The sequence below is a fragment of the Sorangium sp. So ce1153 genome (assembly GCF_051521595.1).
Classification (GTDB): Bacteria; Myxococcota_A; Polyangia; order Polyangiales; family Polyangiaceae; genus Sorangium.
In genome coordinates, this window is sequence record NZ_CP150361.1 from 555,876 (window position 1) to 571,250 (window position 15,375).

General features: G+C 73.5%; 9 protein-coding genes. 3 read left to right on the forward strand and 6 right to left on the reverse strand.

The window, feature by feature from the left end:
* Positions 1 to 137: 137 nt before the first annotated feature.
* Positions 138 to 1,496 carry a DUF4142 domain-containing protein gene (locus tag WME85_RS01985; protein ID WP_437834804.1) on the reverse strand — a complete coding sequence of 453 codons (1,359 nt, stop codon included), beginning with the start codon at positions 1,494 to 1,496 and terminating at the stop codon, positions 138 to 140.
* A 436-nt stretch (positions 1,497 to 1,932) separates the two neighbouring features.
* Between WME85_RS01985 and WME85_RS01990 the strand changes: the two genes are divergently transcribed.
* Positions 1,933 to 2,778 (forward strand): CPBP family intramembrane glutamic endopeptidase, encoded by an 846-nt coding sequence (locus WME85_RS01990; protein ID WP_437834806.1) that lies wholly within the window; start codon positions 1,933 to 1,935, stop codon positions 2,776 to 2,778.
* Positions 2,779 to 3,039: 261 nt separating this feature from the next.
* A complete protein-coding gene (locus tag WME85_RS01995; RefSeq protein WP_437834808.1) occupies positions 3,040 to 6,663 on the forward strand; it encodes a GAF domain-containing protein in 3,624 nt (1,207 codons plus the stop codon).
* A 59-nt stretch (positions 6,664 to 6,722) separates the two neighbouring features.
* Here the strand turns inward: WME85_RS01995 and WME85_RS02000 are convergent, their stop codons facing one another.
* From WME85_RS02000 to WME85_RS02015, 4 genes are all read right to left on the reverse strand, one after another.
* A complete protein-coding gene (locus WME85_RS02000; RefSeq protein ID WP_437834809.1) occupies positions 6,723 to 7,796 on the reverse strand; it encodes a hypothetical protein in 1,074 nt (357 codons plus the stop codon).
* Positions 7,797 to 7,849: 53 nt separating this feature from the next.
* Positions 7,850 to 9,277: a M56 family metallopeptidase gene (locus WME85_RS02005; protein ID WP_437834811.1), complete on the reverse strand. Its 1,428-nt coding sequence runs from the start codon at positions 9,275 to 9,277 to the stop codon at positions 7,850 to 7,852.
* A gap of 2 nt (positions 9,278 to 9,279) precedes the next feature.
* A complete protein-coding gene (locus tag WME85_RS02010) occupies positions 9,280 to 9,654 on the reverse strand; it encodes a BlaI/MecI/CopY family transcriptional regulator (protein ID WP_437834813.1) in 375 nt (124 codons plus the stop codon).
* A 191-nt stretch (positions 9,655 to 9,845) separates the two neighbouring features.
* Complete coding sequence (locus WME85_RS02015) at positions 9,846 to 11,051, reverse strand: ABC transporter permease (RefSeq protein WP_437834815.1); 1,206 nt, start codon at positions 11,049 to 11,051, stop codon at positions 9,846 to 9,848.
* A gap of 68 nt (positions 11,052 to 11,119) precedes the next feature.
* Here WME85_RS02015 and WME85_RS02020 point away from each other — a divergent pair, with 68 nt between their 5' ends.
* Positions 11,120 to 11,566, forward strand: a complete 447-nt coding sequence (locus tag WME85_RS02020) for a GFA family protein (RefSeq protein ID WP_437834816.1) — start codon at positions 11,120 to 11,122, stop codon at positions 11,564 to 11,566.
* Between the two features lie 65 nt (positions 11,567 to 11,631).
* On the opposite strand, the gene WME85_RS02025 is transcribed toward WME85_RS02020, so the two are convergent.
* Complete coding sequence (locus tag WME85_RS02025) at positions 11,632 to 15,198, reverse strand: PD-(D/E)XK nuclease family protein (RefSeq protein ID WP_437834818.1); 3,567 nt, start codon at positions 15,196 to 15,198, stop codon at positions 11,632 to 11,634.
* Between the last annotated feature and the right edge of the window lie 177 nt (positions 15,199 to 15,375).

Consider the following 15,375-nt stretch of genomic DNA (forward strand, 5'->3'; position numbering starts at 1 on the left):
CGGTGAGGGGCGGCGCGGGGACGCGTGGAGGAGGGGATCACGTCGCCTTGACGGTGCGCGCTCGCTGCCTGTCCGAGCGCGCCGAGGCGGGGAGGCGAGAGCGGCTGAGGGACGCGAGGGGGATGGCGCTGCGCGGCTCACCGCGACTTCTGCTGTTCCTCTTGCTGCTGCGCGTAGCGCTGCGGGCCTTGCTGCTGGGCGGACTGCTGGCCTTGCTGCTGGGCCGATTGCTGGCCGAACTGGGCGCCCTGCTGCTGACCGCGCTGCTGAGTGGCCTGCTGGCCGAACTGGGCGCCCTGCTGCTGACCGCGCTGCTGGGTGGCCTGCTGTCCGAACTGGGCGCCCTGCTGCTGACCGCGCTGCTGCGGTCCTTGCAGCTCGGCGCCCTGCTGCTGACCGCGCTGCTGGGTGGCCTGCTGTCCGAACTGGGCGCCCTGCTGTTGACCGCGCTGCTGCGGTCCTTGCAGCTCGGCGCCTTGCTGCTGACCGCGCTGCTGGGTGGACTGCTGGCCGAAACGGACGCCTTGCAGCTGGCCGCGCTGCTGGGTGGCCTGCTGTCCGAACTGGGCGCCCTGCTGCTGAGCGCTCTTCTGAGGGCCGGACTGCTGCTGTCGCTCCTGCAGCAGCGAGCAGAACATCTGCTCGGCCTTCCTCAGGTGCTGCTCGATGTCCTCTCGCAGCGCCGTCGCGTGAGACCGGAGCTTCGCGTCTCGCACCCCCTCGACGGTCGATTCGTCGAGGAGATCGAGGGCCTGCCGGTGCAGGGAGACCTGCGCCCAGATGAAGGCCACGTCGAACTCTGCGCCTTCCTGGTCCTGCAGCGATTCTTTGAGCTCGGCGGCGTCGGTCTGGAGCTGCTTGCAGCGCGAGCACGCCTCGATGTCCGTCGTGGCGCCGCTCGACAGCTCCGCCCCGTGCTGCGTGGCGTGAGAGTGCTCGTCGATCATCTGCTCGGCGTAGCGCTGCACCTCCGGAGACTCGGCCTTGTCCCGGGCGATCTCCGACAGCTTGACCTCCTGCTGGTTGATGATCGCGACCAGCATCGCGATCTGCCGGTCCGACGGCTGCTGCATCGCGCTGTGACCGCCGCCCTGCCGGCCGCCCCGATAGCCGGCCTGTCCGCCGCCCTGCCGGCCGCCCTGATAGCCGGCCTGCTCGCCACAATTCTGCGCGTTGCCGGCGCGCTGTCCGCCGCCGCCCTGCCGGCCGCCCTGGTAGCCGGCCTGTTCGCCGCCCTGCCGGCCGCCCTGGTAGCCGGCCTGTCCGCCGCCCTGCCGGCGGCTCGTGCCCGTCGCGCGGTCTCCGCCTGTCCGGCCGCCGCTCCTGCCGTCAGCGCCCGTGTTGTCCCTGCCAGTGCCAGTGCCGTGGCCGCCGGCCGTCGTCTCGCGGTCCGTCTCGGCCTCATCGTCACCGCCGATGCAGCCGCCGGCCCCCGCGAGTACAAAGCTCCCCGCGAACATGATCGCCATGAGGCGACCTGAACGATTGCGCAACATCCTGCTTGCTCCTTGCTCGATATCGGCGCGCTGTCGCGCTCACCTGCCGGTTATCGGCCCCCATGATCTGGGTTCCCGTCGTGGGCTTGGTGAGCGAGGTAGAGCCCGAAGCCCGCATCGTCATTTCCCCGAGCGCCCCGCGCGCGGCGAGGCCAGCAGAGGCCAGCGTGAGAATCGATGGCTCACCCAGCGTTGACCCTGGCCGTCGCGCAGCCATCGGCGCGGCGATGATCCCTCCCCATTGACCTGCTCGCGCACCCGCCCGCCCCGGGCGCGGCGCCATCCGCCGCCCGCGCACGCCCGCGCCGGGGCGTCCGGATAGCCCGCCACGCGGCCGACCGTCCGCGCGCCCCTCGAAGAACCTGCCCGCCGCGGCGTCAGCGTCCGCGTCACGCAGGCAGGAAACCTCCTGCGCGCGCGGCTGTCGTAACCCGCCATGCCCCCGTCCGTCGTGCGGTTCTTTCTCCTCGCCCATGCGATCACGTGGCTCTGCCAGCTGCCGCTCCTGCTGCAGCAGTGGGGCGCGCCCGTTCCCCCCGACGTCGCCATGGCGCCGCTCGTCCTCGGCGCCATCGGTCCGTCGGTGGCGGCGGCGGTGTGCGCCTGGAGGGAGCGCGGCCGCGGCGGGCTCTCGGGGCTGCTCTCGCCCCACCGCGCTCCCGCGGGATGGGGCTACGCGCCGCTCGCGCTGTGCATGCCGGCGACGCTGCACCTCGTCGGCCTCGCGCTGCTGGCGCTCGTCGGCGGCGGCACCCCGGCGACGCTCCTGTATGCCCCCGTCACCCCGGAGCAGCGCGGCATCGCCTTCCTCGCCCCGATCGGCGAGGAGCTCGGCTGGCGCGGCTATGCCCTCCGGCGGCTCCTGCCAGCAGCTGGGCCGGTTCGCGCTGGCCTCGTCGTCGGCGTCGCGTGGACCTTCTGGCACCTTCCGACGATGTGCCTGCCAGGCGTGCCGTGGTGGTCATGGGTGCTGAGCCCCCTGTTCATCGTGTCGCTCAGCGTCCTGATGACGGCGCTGCACATCAGGTCGGGCGGCAGCGTGCTCGTGGCGTGGGCGGCGCACCTCGGAATCCACCTCGACAACGTCTCCCGCGCGCACCTGTCCGGCGACGGCGCGGCGCCGCTCCTCGTCACGACCCTCGTTGCGGCCGCCGCCGCGGCGGTCACGGCGCGGCGGATGCAGGCGCGGGAGGAGGCCGCGGCGGCGCCTCTGGAGCCCTCGCAGCCAGCGCCGCCGTCACAGCCAGCGCCGCCGTCGCAGCCAGCGCCCCGCGCGGCCTGAGCCCGCGCGAGCCGAGCTGAGCACGCGCGAGCCGAGCGCCGCGGTGTGCGCGCGCACCGCCGGACACAGGACCGGCGGCGCCGCCGCCCGCGGCAGATCGCATCGACTACCGCCGCGCCGCCGATACGCGTAAGCTCCGCGCAATGTCCGGACGACCGACCCTTCGGCCCTGCTCCGAGCTCCTGGCGGCGGCCGTCTCATGGGATCTCCCGCGCCTGGCCTCCTTTCTTCCGACGCCGGCCGTCCGGCCGCGCTGACACGATGGACATCGAGGCACTGAAGCGCGAGATCGAGCGGCTCCGCGTCGTGGCTTCCCGCGATCGCGGGTGGCTCGACGCGGTGCTCGAGCACAGCCCGCACGGCGTCATCCTCTGCGACGCTTCCGGGAAGCTCGTCCTGCACAACCGGGCGGCAGAGCGCATCTGGGCCGGCAGCGCCTCGACCGAGTCGATAAGCGACTGGACCCTTTACCGTGCCTTCCACCACGACGGCCGCCCCTACGAGGCCGCGGACTGGGCGATGGCGCGCGCGATGTCCTCCAGGCAGGTCATCGAGAGCGAGGAGACCCCGATCCAGCGCTTCGACGGGACGCGGGGCATGGTCCTCGGGAGCGCCGCGCCCATCCTCGGGCCCGCGGGCGAGCTCGAGGGCGGCATCTCCGTGTTCGCCGACATCTCCCACCTGAAGCAGATCGAGGCGGAGCGCGGCGAGCTCGCGGAGCAGCTCCGCCGGCGCGTGGAGGAGCTCGATCGCAACGCCCAGCTCACGCAGGCGCTGCTCGCGATCAGCTCGGCGCTGAGCGGCGCGGTGACGCTCGATCAGATGTCGGCCGCGGTCGTGCGCGACGTCCACCGCGTGCTCAAGGCCTCGACGACGATGATGTACACGGCGGACGAGGCGGCCGGGCTCGCGACGCTGGTCGGCCACAGCGGGCTCGACGAGCAGCGCACGAGCCGTTACGTGACCGTGCCCCTCGACGCCCCATTGCCGCTCTCCGACGCGCTCCGGGAGCGCCGCCCGGTCTGGCTGGAGTCGAAGCAGGACATGCACGCTGCGTATCCCGAGCTCGCGGCGCTGACGCCGGCCCGCGACGACATCCAGGCGCTCGCCGTCCTGCCGATCGTCGCCCACGGCGAGCTGCTCGGCGGGCTCTCGTTCTCTTTCGCGAGCGAGCGGTCGTGGAACGCTGAATATCGCGAGTTCCTGCTGAGCGTGGCGGCGCAGTGCGCCTCCGCGCTGGACCGCGCGCGCCTGCTCGAGCAGGAGCGCAAGGCCCGGGCGCGCGCGGAGATGCTCGCGGCCGAGCTCGAGCGGCAGCAGGCGACGCTGCGCCTCCTCAGCGAGGCGGGCGCCGCGCTCTCCAACTCGCTCGATCACGAGGCGCGGCTCGCGCACCTGACCCACCTCGCCGTCCCCACGCTGGCGGACTGGTGCGCGGTCGACATGCTGAACGGCGGCGTGATCGAGCGCGTGGCCGTGCACCACGGCGATCCGGCGAAGCTCGAGCTCGCCGAGCGCCTGCGGGCGATGGCCCCGCCCCGGCTCGACGCGCCGACGGGCGTGCCCGCGGTCATCCGCACCGGTCGGGCCGAGTGGATGGCCGACATCCCGGACGCCATCTTCGAGTCCGCGGCGCTGAACCCCGACCACCTGAAGCTGAGCCGGTCGCTCGGGCTGAAGTCGTATGTCGTCGTCCCGCTCCGCGGGCGCGAGCGGACCATCGGCGCGCTCACGCTGGTCCACGCGGAGTCGGGCCGCCGCTTCAGCGAGGCAGACGTCGCGGTCGCCGAGGAGCTCGCGAACCGCGTGGCCCTGCAGATCGACAACGCGCGGCTGTTCCAGCAGGTCGACGCGTCCCGCCAGCAGCTCGCGAGCCTGTTCAACCAGGCGCCCGCGGGGATCTGCATCCTGCGCGGCCCCCGGCACGTCTTCGAGCTGGTGAACCCGGCCTACCGGGACATCCTCGGCGGCCGGGACGTGCTGGGCAAGCCGATCCGGGAGGCGCTGCCCGAGCTGGAGGGCCAGGGCATCTTCGAGCTCCTCGACGCCGTCTACCAGCGCGGGCAGCCCTATGTCGGAACGTCCGTGCCCCTCCGCATCCGGCGCGGCGCCGCCGGCCCGGAGGAAGAGCGCTTCTTCAACTTCGTGTATCAGACGATGCGCGCGCCCGACGGCGGCGCCGAGGGCGTCATGGCGTTCGCCTTCGAGGTGACCGACCAGGTGCTGGCGCGCCGCCACGTCGAGCAGCTCGCGATCGAGCTCGCCACGAGCGAGGCGCGCCTGCGCACGCTGGTCCAGGCGACGACGGCCATCGTGTGGACGGCGACGGCGGAGGGCGAGGTCACCGAGGTCTCGCCGAGCTGGCTCGAGTTCACCGGTCAGACAGAGGCCGAGTACCTGAGCGGCGGCTTCCTGGAGGCGATCCACCCCGACGATCGGGAGCCGACGATGCGGGCGTGGGCGGACGCGCTCGCGAGCGGCGACACGAACTATCAGGCCGAGTACAGGCTCCGCCGGAAGGACGGCACGTACGCCTATACCGTGGCCCGCGCGGCGCCCGTGCGCGCCACGGACGGCAGCGTCCGCGAGTACGTGGGCTGCAACATGGATATCAGCCAGCAGCGCGAGGCGGAGCGGATCACGCGGGAGCACGCCGAGGTGCTCGAGACGCTGCACGAGGTGGGGCAGGCGCTGTCGGCGGAGCTCGAGCTCGACGCGCTGGTCCAGTCGGTCACCGACGCCGGGACGAAGCTCTCCGGCGCGGAGTTCGGCGCGTTCTTCTACAACGTGAACGACGCGCAGGGCGGGAGTTACATGCTGTACTCGCTCTCCGGGGTGCCGAAGGAGTCCTTCTCGGGCGTCCCGATGCCGCGGAACACGGCGGTGTTCGCGCCGACGTTCAGCGGTGAGGGCGTGATCCGCCTCGACGACGTGACGAAGGATCCGCGCTACGGGAAGAACACGCCGTATCAGGGGCCGCCGCAAGGGCACCTCCCCGTGACGAGCTACCTGGCCGTTCCTGTCGTGTCGCGGAGCGGCAAGGTGATCGGCGGCATGTTCTTCGGCCACCCGAAGCCGGGGGTCTTCACCGAGCGCTCCGAGCACCTCATCGTCGGCCTCGCCGCGCAGGCCGCGGTGGCGATGGACAACGCCCGGCTGTTCCGGGAGGCGCAGTCGCTGATCAAGGCGCTGGAGCGGACCAACGCCGAGCTCGACCAGTTCGCCTACGTGACGAGCCACGATCTGAAGGCGCCGCTCCGCGGCATCGCGAGCCTCGCCCAGTGGATCGAGGAGGACCTGTCGGACAGGCTCACCGGCGAGACGCGCCGTCAGATGGAGATGCTGCGCGGGCGCGTGCAGCGGATGGAGGCCTTGATCGAGGGGATCCTGGCCTACTCGCGCGCCACGAGGTTCCGCGAGAAGCCGGAGAGCGTGAACATCGAGAAGCTCGCGAAGGAGGTCGTCGAGCTCATCGCCCCCAGGCCGCCGGCGCAGGTCGCGCTCGACGTGCCGCCCGCGGTGCTGCGCACGTACAGGGTGCCGCTCCAGCAGGTGCTGATGAACCTGATCACGAACGCGCTCAAGCACGCTGTCCGCGAGGACGCGAAGGTGACCGTCTGCGCCCACGAGCAGGGCGAGAGGTACGAGTTCTCCGTATCGGACAACGGGCCTGGCATCGCGCCCGCGTTCCAGGAGAAGGTGTGGGGGATGTTCCAGACGCTGCAGGCGCGGGACAAGGTGGAGAGCACCGGGATCGGCCTTGCCATCGTGCGAAAGATCGTGGAGAGCCGGGGCGGGCGCGCGTGGGTGGAGTCGGACGGCAAGAACGGCGCGACGTTCCGGTTCACGTGGCCGAAGCGGGAAGCGGCGCAGGGCGACGCGTAGGCAGCGCGCCGCCGTGAGCGCCCGGCCCGCCAGCGCTCATGGCGGCGCGGGTCTCTGGGTCAGAGCGCGGCCGTCCCGATCTGCTGGATCGTCGCCTGCTCCCGCAGCTGGTCTTTCTGGGCTGGAGCGGACTGGATCAGCTCGTTCAGCTTGCTGGAGATGACGTAGAGCTTCCCGCCCCGGAGCACTCCGGTCGTCGGGTACACGTCGCCGAGCTCCTGGACCGAGCGCAGCTCCGCGCTGACCCAGCCGTCCTCGCTCGACAGCGAGAACGCGGCGTTGGACGCGACGGCAGGGGTCTGGTTCGCGATGATCACCAGGTCCTTCTTCCCCACGAGGACCAGCCCGTCTCCACCCACAAACCTCCTCGGGATGTCGACCTGCGAGAGTTGAGAGGGGCTCGCGAGGGGCACCTTGAACAGGCTGCCATCGCTCTTCTTGACGATGAGCAAGTAGCCGTCGGGGTGAACGACGACCCCGTTCAGGTTGATGCCCTCGCCGGCGAACCGCTCGTCCCGCAGGAACACGGTCGCGTTCCCCTGCGGGTCGATCTTGTAGATGGTGGGGGAGAAGCTGTCGGTGACGTAGCCGTTGCCGGCCGAGTCCAGGGCGATGCCGTTCACGAGGTGAGCGCCCGGGGACAGGGGCGCGAGATCCACATAATCGAGGGCCGCGCCCGTCGCGAGATCGTAGATGCCCACGGCGGCCAGGTTCTTCGGGCCCTGGGCAGACGGCTTGACGCTCGCCCCGAGGTCGGAGTTCACCGCCCAGAGCCGGCCCCGCTCGACGTCCACGGCGATGCCGAGCACCGAGCAGAGGCGCTTGTCGTCGACGACGAGCGAGACGCCGCCGTCGCTGCCCACCGCGTAGATCGCGCCTTCCCTGAACGAGCTCACCAGGAACCTGTCGCTCCTGCTGTCGTACTCGAGGGTCTCCGGATACAGCGCCGGCCTGCGGACGGTCAGGGGCTGGCCCGGGCGCTCGAGGGTGACGGCCCCGGCGGCCTGCGTGCAGCCCACGGACATGAGCCCGATCACCGCGGCTGCGCACAGCGCGCGGGCGCCAGTCAGGGCGTTTGCTCTGGCCCGCGCCCCGTTGACCTCTGTGTGCCGCGCGCTCGTTGCCCTGTTCATGATCGACATCTCTGCTCCTGTTCTGGGTGGGTTCGTCCCGCGGGCGAAGCGCGCTATCGAGGCGCGCTGCTGGAGGCCCCGAGTTGCCGCTCCGACGCCGCCGCTCCGTCGATGAAGCGCTCCTCGGTCCAGGCCCTCTCGGCGCGCACGTGCCGCAGCCCCTGGCGCAGCTCGAGCACCAGCACCGCGGCCTCTGTGCCCTCGTGCTCCGCGCCGGGCAGGAGCCGCGCTTCCTCGAGCTGCGCCTCGATCTCCTGTTCACGGCGCGCGAGCTCGGCCATCCGCTGGCTCATCGCCGCTGCGTCGGGGGGCGGCGCCGCCGTCGCGCCGGGCGCGGCGTCAGGGCTCCGCGCGAGCCCGGCGCCCGCGTCTCCGGCGGGCTGGGACGGCCGTGCGCGCGCCACCTGGACGCTCAGGCCAGCGGCCGCGATCCCGGACGCCGCGAGGCCCGCGATCGCCCACCGCCGCCCCCGTGGGCTCGCCCGGAGCCTCGCTCGACTCCCCGCGTCCACAAGGCGCTTCACGCGCGGGAGGAGCGCGCTCGCCGGACGCGCCATGGCCGGGAGCATCGCTCGCCGCTCGGAGAGCAGCGCGCCGGCGGCCACCTGGACCAGCGCGCGCGCCAGGCCCCGAGGGTCCCCCGTGAGCTCGACGGCCCTGTCGTCGCAGGCCAGCTCGGCGGTCTCACGGAAGCGCGACGCTACCCAGTGGTTCATCGGCTGCATCCACAGGAGCGACTGCGCGAGCCCGGCGACCGGAAACCAGAGCCCATCGCGACGCTCGAGGTGGGCGAGCTCGTGGGCGAACACGGCGTCGACCTCTGCGTCGGTCAGGGCGGTGAGCCTCGCGAGCGGGATGCACACCTCGGAGGCTCCGATGACAAGGGGGCTGCCGACGCTGGCGCTCTCCGTCAGCACGACCCGGCGCAGCCCGATCCGGCTGCGCATCCGCTCCAGGCGCTGGAGCAGCCGCGCGTCCTGCACCCTTCTGCGCCCGCGGAGGCTGCGCCACAGCAGCAGCGCCGAGCCGGCGAACCGCAGCGATCCCAGCGCCGCTGCCCCGGCTCCGCACGCGGCGAGCAGGCCCCACCCCAGGGGCGCTCGCGCCCGCGACGCCGGCGAATCGGCGCCAGCGCTCTCACGGGTCGACTCGCCGCCTTGCGGCGCGGCGACAGGCGCCGTGGGGGCGGGGGCGTCATCGAGCGATAGAACGGAGATCTCCTGGAGGTACGGCGGCTCCCCGGGCGCGCGCTCGGACCCCCATGGCGCCGCTGCGGCGAGCAACGTGGTCGCGATCGGTCCGAGCAGGGCCATCTTCCAGAGCAGGTGTCGCGTCGAGGCCGACAGGGATCCACGGCGAGCGAGCAGCCCAGCTGCCCCGGCCCACACCGCGGCGTGGATCGCGTAGGTGAGCAGCAGCGCCAGCCAGAAGGACGCCGCGCCGGGCTCGGTGCCCGGCCATATCAGCAGGTGGAGCGCCACGGTCAGGCCCCTTTCTCCTCGAGCAGCCGGCGCATCTCCTCGAGCTCTTCGGGGCCGAGCTCCTCCGACTCCAGGAGCTGCGCGGTGAGCGCCGAGACCCTGCCGCCGAAGAAGGAAGACACGACGCGGTGGAGCACACCCTTGGCGGCCTCCTTCTGGCTCACCAGCGCGCGGTACACGAGCTGCCTGCCGTGCCTGCGATGCTCCACCCAGCCCTGCTTGCTGAGCCGCTGCAGCAAGGTCGCCACCGTCGTGGGCGCGAGCGCCCTCCCGTCCTTCGCCATCGCCGAGAGGACGTCGCTGGCCGTACCTTCGCCGACCTCCCAGAGCGCCTTCATCACCGCGAGCTGTAGATCCGTCAGAGTTCCCGTCGCCACGACTACAAGTGTCGTCTACGAGCCCCGAGCTGTCAACGACAAATGTAGTCGCGGTGGTCCTGGCGGGGCGCCACCTCGAGAGGCCGAGCGTTCCCCACGCCGTTGCCGGCCGCCCGGGGCGTCCACGTGGCGTCGTGCGCGCGCTACGGCGAGCGCTGCTCGTCCGCGTGGAGGCCGCGCCGTCGAGGCGCTCAGTTCGAGGGCTTCGGCATCGTGAACACCACCGCTTCCTCGTCGGCCTCGAGGTTGTTGAGGGTCCAGTAGATCGAGCCGCAGTCGATGGCGAGCTCGAAGAAGTAGGGCTCCCCCGTCGTCAGGGTGGTCATATCGCCCCTGCCGATGTGCGCCCGCCGCACCTCGCCCTGGCCCTCGGCGTTCTCTTGAACGGTCCAGTAGACGAACTCGTCGTCCACGGCGACCGACTTGGGGATGGCCTGGTCATCGGCCGTGTACGTGAAGGGCGGGTCGTCGAGCGCAGCGTCCGTCGCCTTGGACTGGACCGCGCCGGTGTTGTCGCTCACCCAGTACACGATCCCCTTGGCGAGGAGGACCTCGGTGGGGTTGCCGTTCGTCGCCGCGAACACCTCCGCGGTCGCCCCGAGCGGATCCTTCGTCTTGCGCAGGATCTGGCTCGCGAGGTAGTCCGACCAGTAGACGTGCGTCGCGTCGACGGCGATGCCCATCGGGTTGCCGCCGGAAGCGACCTGCTCGGCGAGCCGCTGGCTGCCGTCGGCCCTGGCCCGCCACACGGCCTGGGGCACCTGGGTCACCCAGTAGACGCTGTCGCCGAACGCGGCGATCCGGCCGTAAGCTGGGTATACGTCGCCTCCTTCCTGCGGGACCGCAGCGATCTGGATCGGGCTCGAGCTCGGCGGATCGATGGATATCCCGAGCACGTTCCCGTTGCTCCAGTTGATCCACGAGAGCTGCCCGCCGGAGTAGGTGACCCAGGACGCGTCCCCGAACCCCGGGGTGCCGGGGAGCGCGCGCGCGGCCCCGCCGTCCTTCGGGATGGCCATGATCGCCTCGCCGTTCGCCAGGAGCACGGCGTCCTCGATGACGGCCATGCCCTTGGGGTTCATCCCGAGCTGTCCTGCCATCTGCGTGACCGGGCACGAGCCCGCGGTGCAGCTCGACGGGGCACACGAGGGCATGCCGCCGCCCGCGTCGCCGCCTGCTCCGCCGCCCGCGTCGCCGCCTGCTCCGCCGTCGCCGCCGGAGCTCGACGTCGACGGGGCGGAGCCTCCGGTGCCGGACGCCGCGCTCGCCGCCGTCGACGACGACGACGACGACGCGGGCGCCTCCGTGCCAGGCTCGATGCCGAAGATGAGGTTGCAGCCCGCGCCCGCCGCCACCAGCGCGAGCAGGGCGGGGGGCAAAGCGATCTTGCTGTGCATGAGGGAGTGTATAGAACGTGCGCGCGGCGCCGGCTATGATGCGCGCCAGACCCTGGAGTGGAGACGATATGCAAGCTGGATCCGAGCGTGTCCGGAGCGGCGGCTGCACGTGTGGCGCGGTGCGCTTTCACGTGCGTGGCGAGCCTGACCGCGTGGGCATCTGCCACTGCACCTCGTGCAGGAAGGAGACGGGCGGCGTCTTCATGCCGTTCGCCGTGTGGCCGTGGGCGAGCTTCGAGTCCACGGGCGAGACGAGGTGCTGGGAGGGGCGCAGCTTCTGCCCGACGTGCGGATCACGGCTCTTCTCGCCTCAGGAGGAAGCGGGGGAGGTCGAGATCAAGCTGGGATGTCTGGACGACGCGCCCACGGATCTCGCTCCGACCTACGAGCTCTGGATCTGGCGCCGCGAGCGCTGGCTGCCTCCCCTGGCGGACACGGAGCAGCACATGGGGGATCGGCCGGTGAGCGGGCCTTCGGGCTCGCGAGCGCCGGACGCTCCTGTCGAGCCCGGGTGACGGACATCGCCGGTGGCGCGCGCGCGCCGCCGGTGGCACGCGCCGCCCGAGCGCGGCGCCGGCGCTCACGCCAGCCTGCGGAGCTGCTCCAGCCGGCGCCGCTGATCGATGTCGCGCCGCTTGATCTTCCCGGTCCTGAGCTCCTCGTAGGGCCCGCAGACCTGCCGGTAATCGCACTGCCCGCACGCCCCCTCGGCCGGCATCGGCAGGAGCGCCGCCCTGTCGATCGCGTCGCCGATGATCCCCGCCACCTGCGCGGCCGCCTCGCGCGCCCGCGCGTCCAGGTAGATCGGCACCTCCGTGAACCCGCCGGCCGAGGTGCAGTAGTAGAGCCGCCCCGACTCGACCTGCGTCCCCGGCGGCATGAGCTTCTCCAGCGCGAGCGCGTAGAGCACCGGCTGGAGCGTGCCGCCGCCGCTCACGACCGCGTCGCGCGGCGCGCGGGCCTTGCCCGTCTTGTAGTCGGTCGCCCTCATCGCGCCCCACACGCTCCGCTCGACGAGATCGATCGACCCCCTGAGCCGCACGCCGCAGTCGAGCTCCACCGGCTCGTCCGAGCTCCCCGGGTCGCGGGCGGCGAGGCGGCGCGGCAGCCCGAACGACAGCTCGAAATGGAGCGGCTCCCAGTCGCGATCCTCCGCGGCGCGCCGCAGCCACTCGCGCAGATCGGCCCGCACCGACGCGATGCCGTCGTCCCAGACGCGCTGGATCGCCGGCGCGAGCTCGTCCGCGTAGCGCGCGGCCACGCGGTCGAGCGCCCGGTCGAGCTCGGCCCGCGCCTCGTCGAGCGTCGAGGGGCTCACCGGCAGCTTGCCCGCGTCGCGCAGGGCGACCAGCACCTCGTAGAGCACGTCGTGCACGAGCCGGCCGCGCTGGAGCGGATCGAGCTCCTCGATCGCCTCGGGCGCCGGGCGCGGCGCGAGCCTGTGCACGGCGTAGAGGAAGAACCGGTAGGGGCACGCGGCGAAATGCTGCAGCGCGGTCGGCGAGAACGAGCGGCGCCCGAACGCGTGCTTCGCGAGCGCCTCGCGCGCCTCCGGGACCGGCTTGAACAGGCCGTCGGCGCTCGTCCAGGCCGGGATCCAGCGCCGCGCCCGGAACCGGAGCGCCCGCGCGAGGTGCGGGTTCACGCCGAGCAGGTAGCGCGCGGTGCCGATGGTCCGCTCCTCCGGCAGGCTGAAGAGCGTCTCCAGGAGGGCGAGGTCGTGCTCCGCCGCGTCGATCGCGTCCTCCGGCCGCGCGGGCGCGGGCCAGCCGATGCGCGCGGCGCCGCCCTGCTCGGCGCGGCGCTCGAGCTCGCCGAAGCCGGGCAGCCTGCCCTCGGCCGCGCGCAGGAGCTCGAGCCCGTAGAACGAAGGCACCCGCGGCCGCGACTGGTCCATGTCGACGCGCGGGTACGACACGACGAGCTTGCGACGGGCCGCGCCGACCGCGAGCCGGAGCGCGAGGCGCTCGCGCGCCACGCGGTCGTCGCTCGTGTCGAGGCCCGAGGCGCCGCCGGCGATCGCCCGGCGGAGCGCGTCGCGGAGGATCGGGTCCTCGGTGACCTTCTGCGGGAAGATCCGCTCGGCGAGCCCGGGCACGAAGACCACGTCGAACGAGCGCCCGCGGGCGGCCTCGATGGGCGCCACGAACAGCCGCCCGTCGCGGCGGGCGGCCGGCGGCAGCACGAGATCGGTGAGGCGGTGCGCGAGGCAGAGGCGCACCTCGCCGAGATCCACCGGGCCGACGTCCGCCATCGGCGCGAGCTCCGCGAGCACGGCGAGCACCCGCTCGGGCCGCCGCAGCGCGCGCGTCGCGAGCGCCGAGAGCCGGTGGCGCCACTCGCCCCAGGTCGCGCGCTCGCCCGGGCCCGGCAGCGCCGCGAGCAGCGGCAGCGCGAAGTCGCGCAGCGCCGTGAGGTCGGCGAGCGCCCGCGCGATTCGCGCGGTGTCGCGCTCCTCCGAGGCGCGCGAGAGCTCTTGCCGGAGGTCCCGCTCGTACCCCGAGAGCCGCGCCTTCCACCGGTCGAGCCCGCCGATCACCGCGGCGTCGACGAGGATCCGCTCCCAGCGCCGCGGGGCGCGCAGGGTGCCGTCCTGCACGGGAGCGTCGGGGTCTCCGCCCGCCGGGGGGGGTGCGCGGTCGCTGTCGGGCGCGCCATTCTGGAACGGGCTGTCCAGAATGCCCGGCGCGCCGGCCGGAGAGGGGGTGCGGTCGCTGTCGGGCGCGCCGTTCTGGAACGGGCTGTCCAGAATGCCCGGCGCGCCGCTGCGGGAGGGCACACCATCGCCCTCGGCCGCGTCCTCGTCGAGCTCGCCGCGCAGGAGCTCCGGGAAGAGGTCGTCGTCCGGCGGTACCCACCTGTCGGCCTCGGACGCGGCGGGCGGCGGCTCGCCCGCGGGCGTCGGGTCGGGCACCTGCCCGAGCGAGAGGTACTCGGCGAAGCGCGACGCCGAGAGGTGCTCGGCGGCGCACGCGAGCAGCGCGAGGAGCGCGCGGCCCGCCGGGTCGGGCTGGACCGAGCCCTGCGCGAAGTACGCGGGGATCCCGGCCCGGCGCAGCGCCTCGACGAGGTGCGCGCGGTACTGCTCGGGCGCGCGCAGGAGGATCGCCATCCGCTCGAACGGCACGCCGCGGCCGGCCTCGCGCAGCGCGATGCGCGCGAGCTCCACGCACTCCCGGCTCTCTCCGGGCGCGGAGAGGATCTCGACCTCGTCGCCGAGCCCGGGGGCCTCGTCCGTCAGCGGGTCGAACAGGTGCTCCTGCAGGCGCGCCAGCGAGGTGCTGGGCGCGCCCGGCGGCTCGTACCCCGCGCCGGCGCCGTCGTCCGCGCCGTCGTCCGCGCTGCTTTCCGCGCCGCCGTCCGCGTCATTGCCCGCGCCGGCGCCGTCGTGCGCGGCCGAGACCGCGGTCAGCGAGACCCGGCGCGGCGGCGACCGGAGGGCCGCCTCGAGGTGGCGCAGCGACGCGGCGTCGCCCGCGGGCACGGTGGCGAGCGCGTCGGGAGAGCGCGCGGCCACGGCCTCGAGGAGCTCGCGCTCCAGCGCGAACCGGACCGGCAGGTCGAGCAGGAGCATCGGCAGCCCGAGCAGCGGGTGCCTCGCGCGCGGGTCGCCGCCGTCCTCGGCCCGGGCGCGCTCGGCCGCGAGGCGCAGGACGAGCGCGCGGTCGGCGAGCCCCGCCTCGTCCAGGGCGGCCTCGAAGGCGTGGGCGATGCGATCGAGGTCGGCCGGCGCGAGCGCTTCCGGCGCGACGCCGGAGAGACGCGCTTCGTCCAGCGTCCGCGCCACGGCGCGCGGCAGCCCGGGCCGGTCCGCGACGCGGGCGAAGCGCCCGAGCAGCCCGTCCTGCGCGAGCCCGTCGAGCGCGCGCGCGCACAGGGCCTCGAGCGCGAGCCCGCTGGCCGGGACGAGGCCGCGCGCGGCGAGCGCCGGCATCGCGAGCGCGGCGGCGAGGCGCCCCAGCGTGAGCCGGTGCCAGCCGAAGGTGGCGCGGCGGCCGCGGATCGACGAGCGGGCGAGCTCGCTGACGGCCTCGACCGAGGCGCCGACGAGGAGCAAGCGGTCGGCGGGGCGCCGGCGGCGCAGCCAGCCCACGGCCCGGTCGAGGCGGGCGGCGGCGCTGGGGGAGGTGATGACGGCGTGAGGCACGAGGTCGCGGAGGTGGAACCGGCGGAGGCCGGAAGGGCCGGGGGAGGCCGCTGCACGAGGGTGCAGCTCGGCGGAAGCGGAGTGTGAAGCAGAACGGAGGGGGAGGAAACCCGCCGCGGAGCCGGACGGCGCTGGCGCAGGGCCGGTCGAGGCCGCCGGGGTGGGGCCATCGAGGCT

What these genes read in the sequence shown, in the direction of transcription:
- WME85_RS01995 (WP_437834808.1), top strand. Translation starts at nt 3,040, where the DNA reads ATGGACATCGAGGCACTGAAGCGCGAGATCGAGCGGCTCCGCGTCGTG.
- WME85_RS01990 (WP_437834806.1), top strand. Translation starts at nt 1,933, where the DNA reads ATGCCCCCGTCCGTCGTGCGGTTCTTTCTCCTCGCCCATGCGATCACG.
- WME85_RS02020 (WP_437834816.1), top strand. Translation starts at nt 11,120, where the DNA reads ATGCAAGCTGGATCCGAGCGTGTCCGGAGCGGCGGCTGCACGTGTGGC.
- WME85_RS02015 (WP_437834815.1), bottom strand. Translation starts at nt 11,051, where the DNA reads ATGCACAGCAAGATCGCTTTGCCCCCCGCCCTGCTCGCGCTGGTGGCG.
- WME85_RS01985 (WP_437834804.1), bottom strand. Translation starts at nt 1,496, where the DNA reads ATGTTGCGCAATCGTTCAGGTCGCCTCATGGCGATCATGTTCGCGGGG.
- WME85_RS02000 (WP_437834809.1), bottom strand. Translation starts at nt 7,796, where the DNA reads ATGAACAGGGCAACGAGCGCGCGGCACACAGAGGTCAACGGGGCGCGG.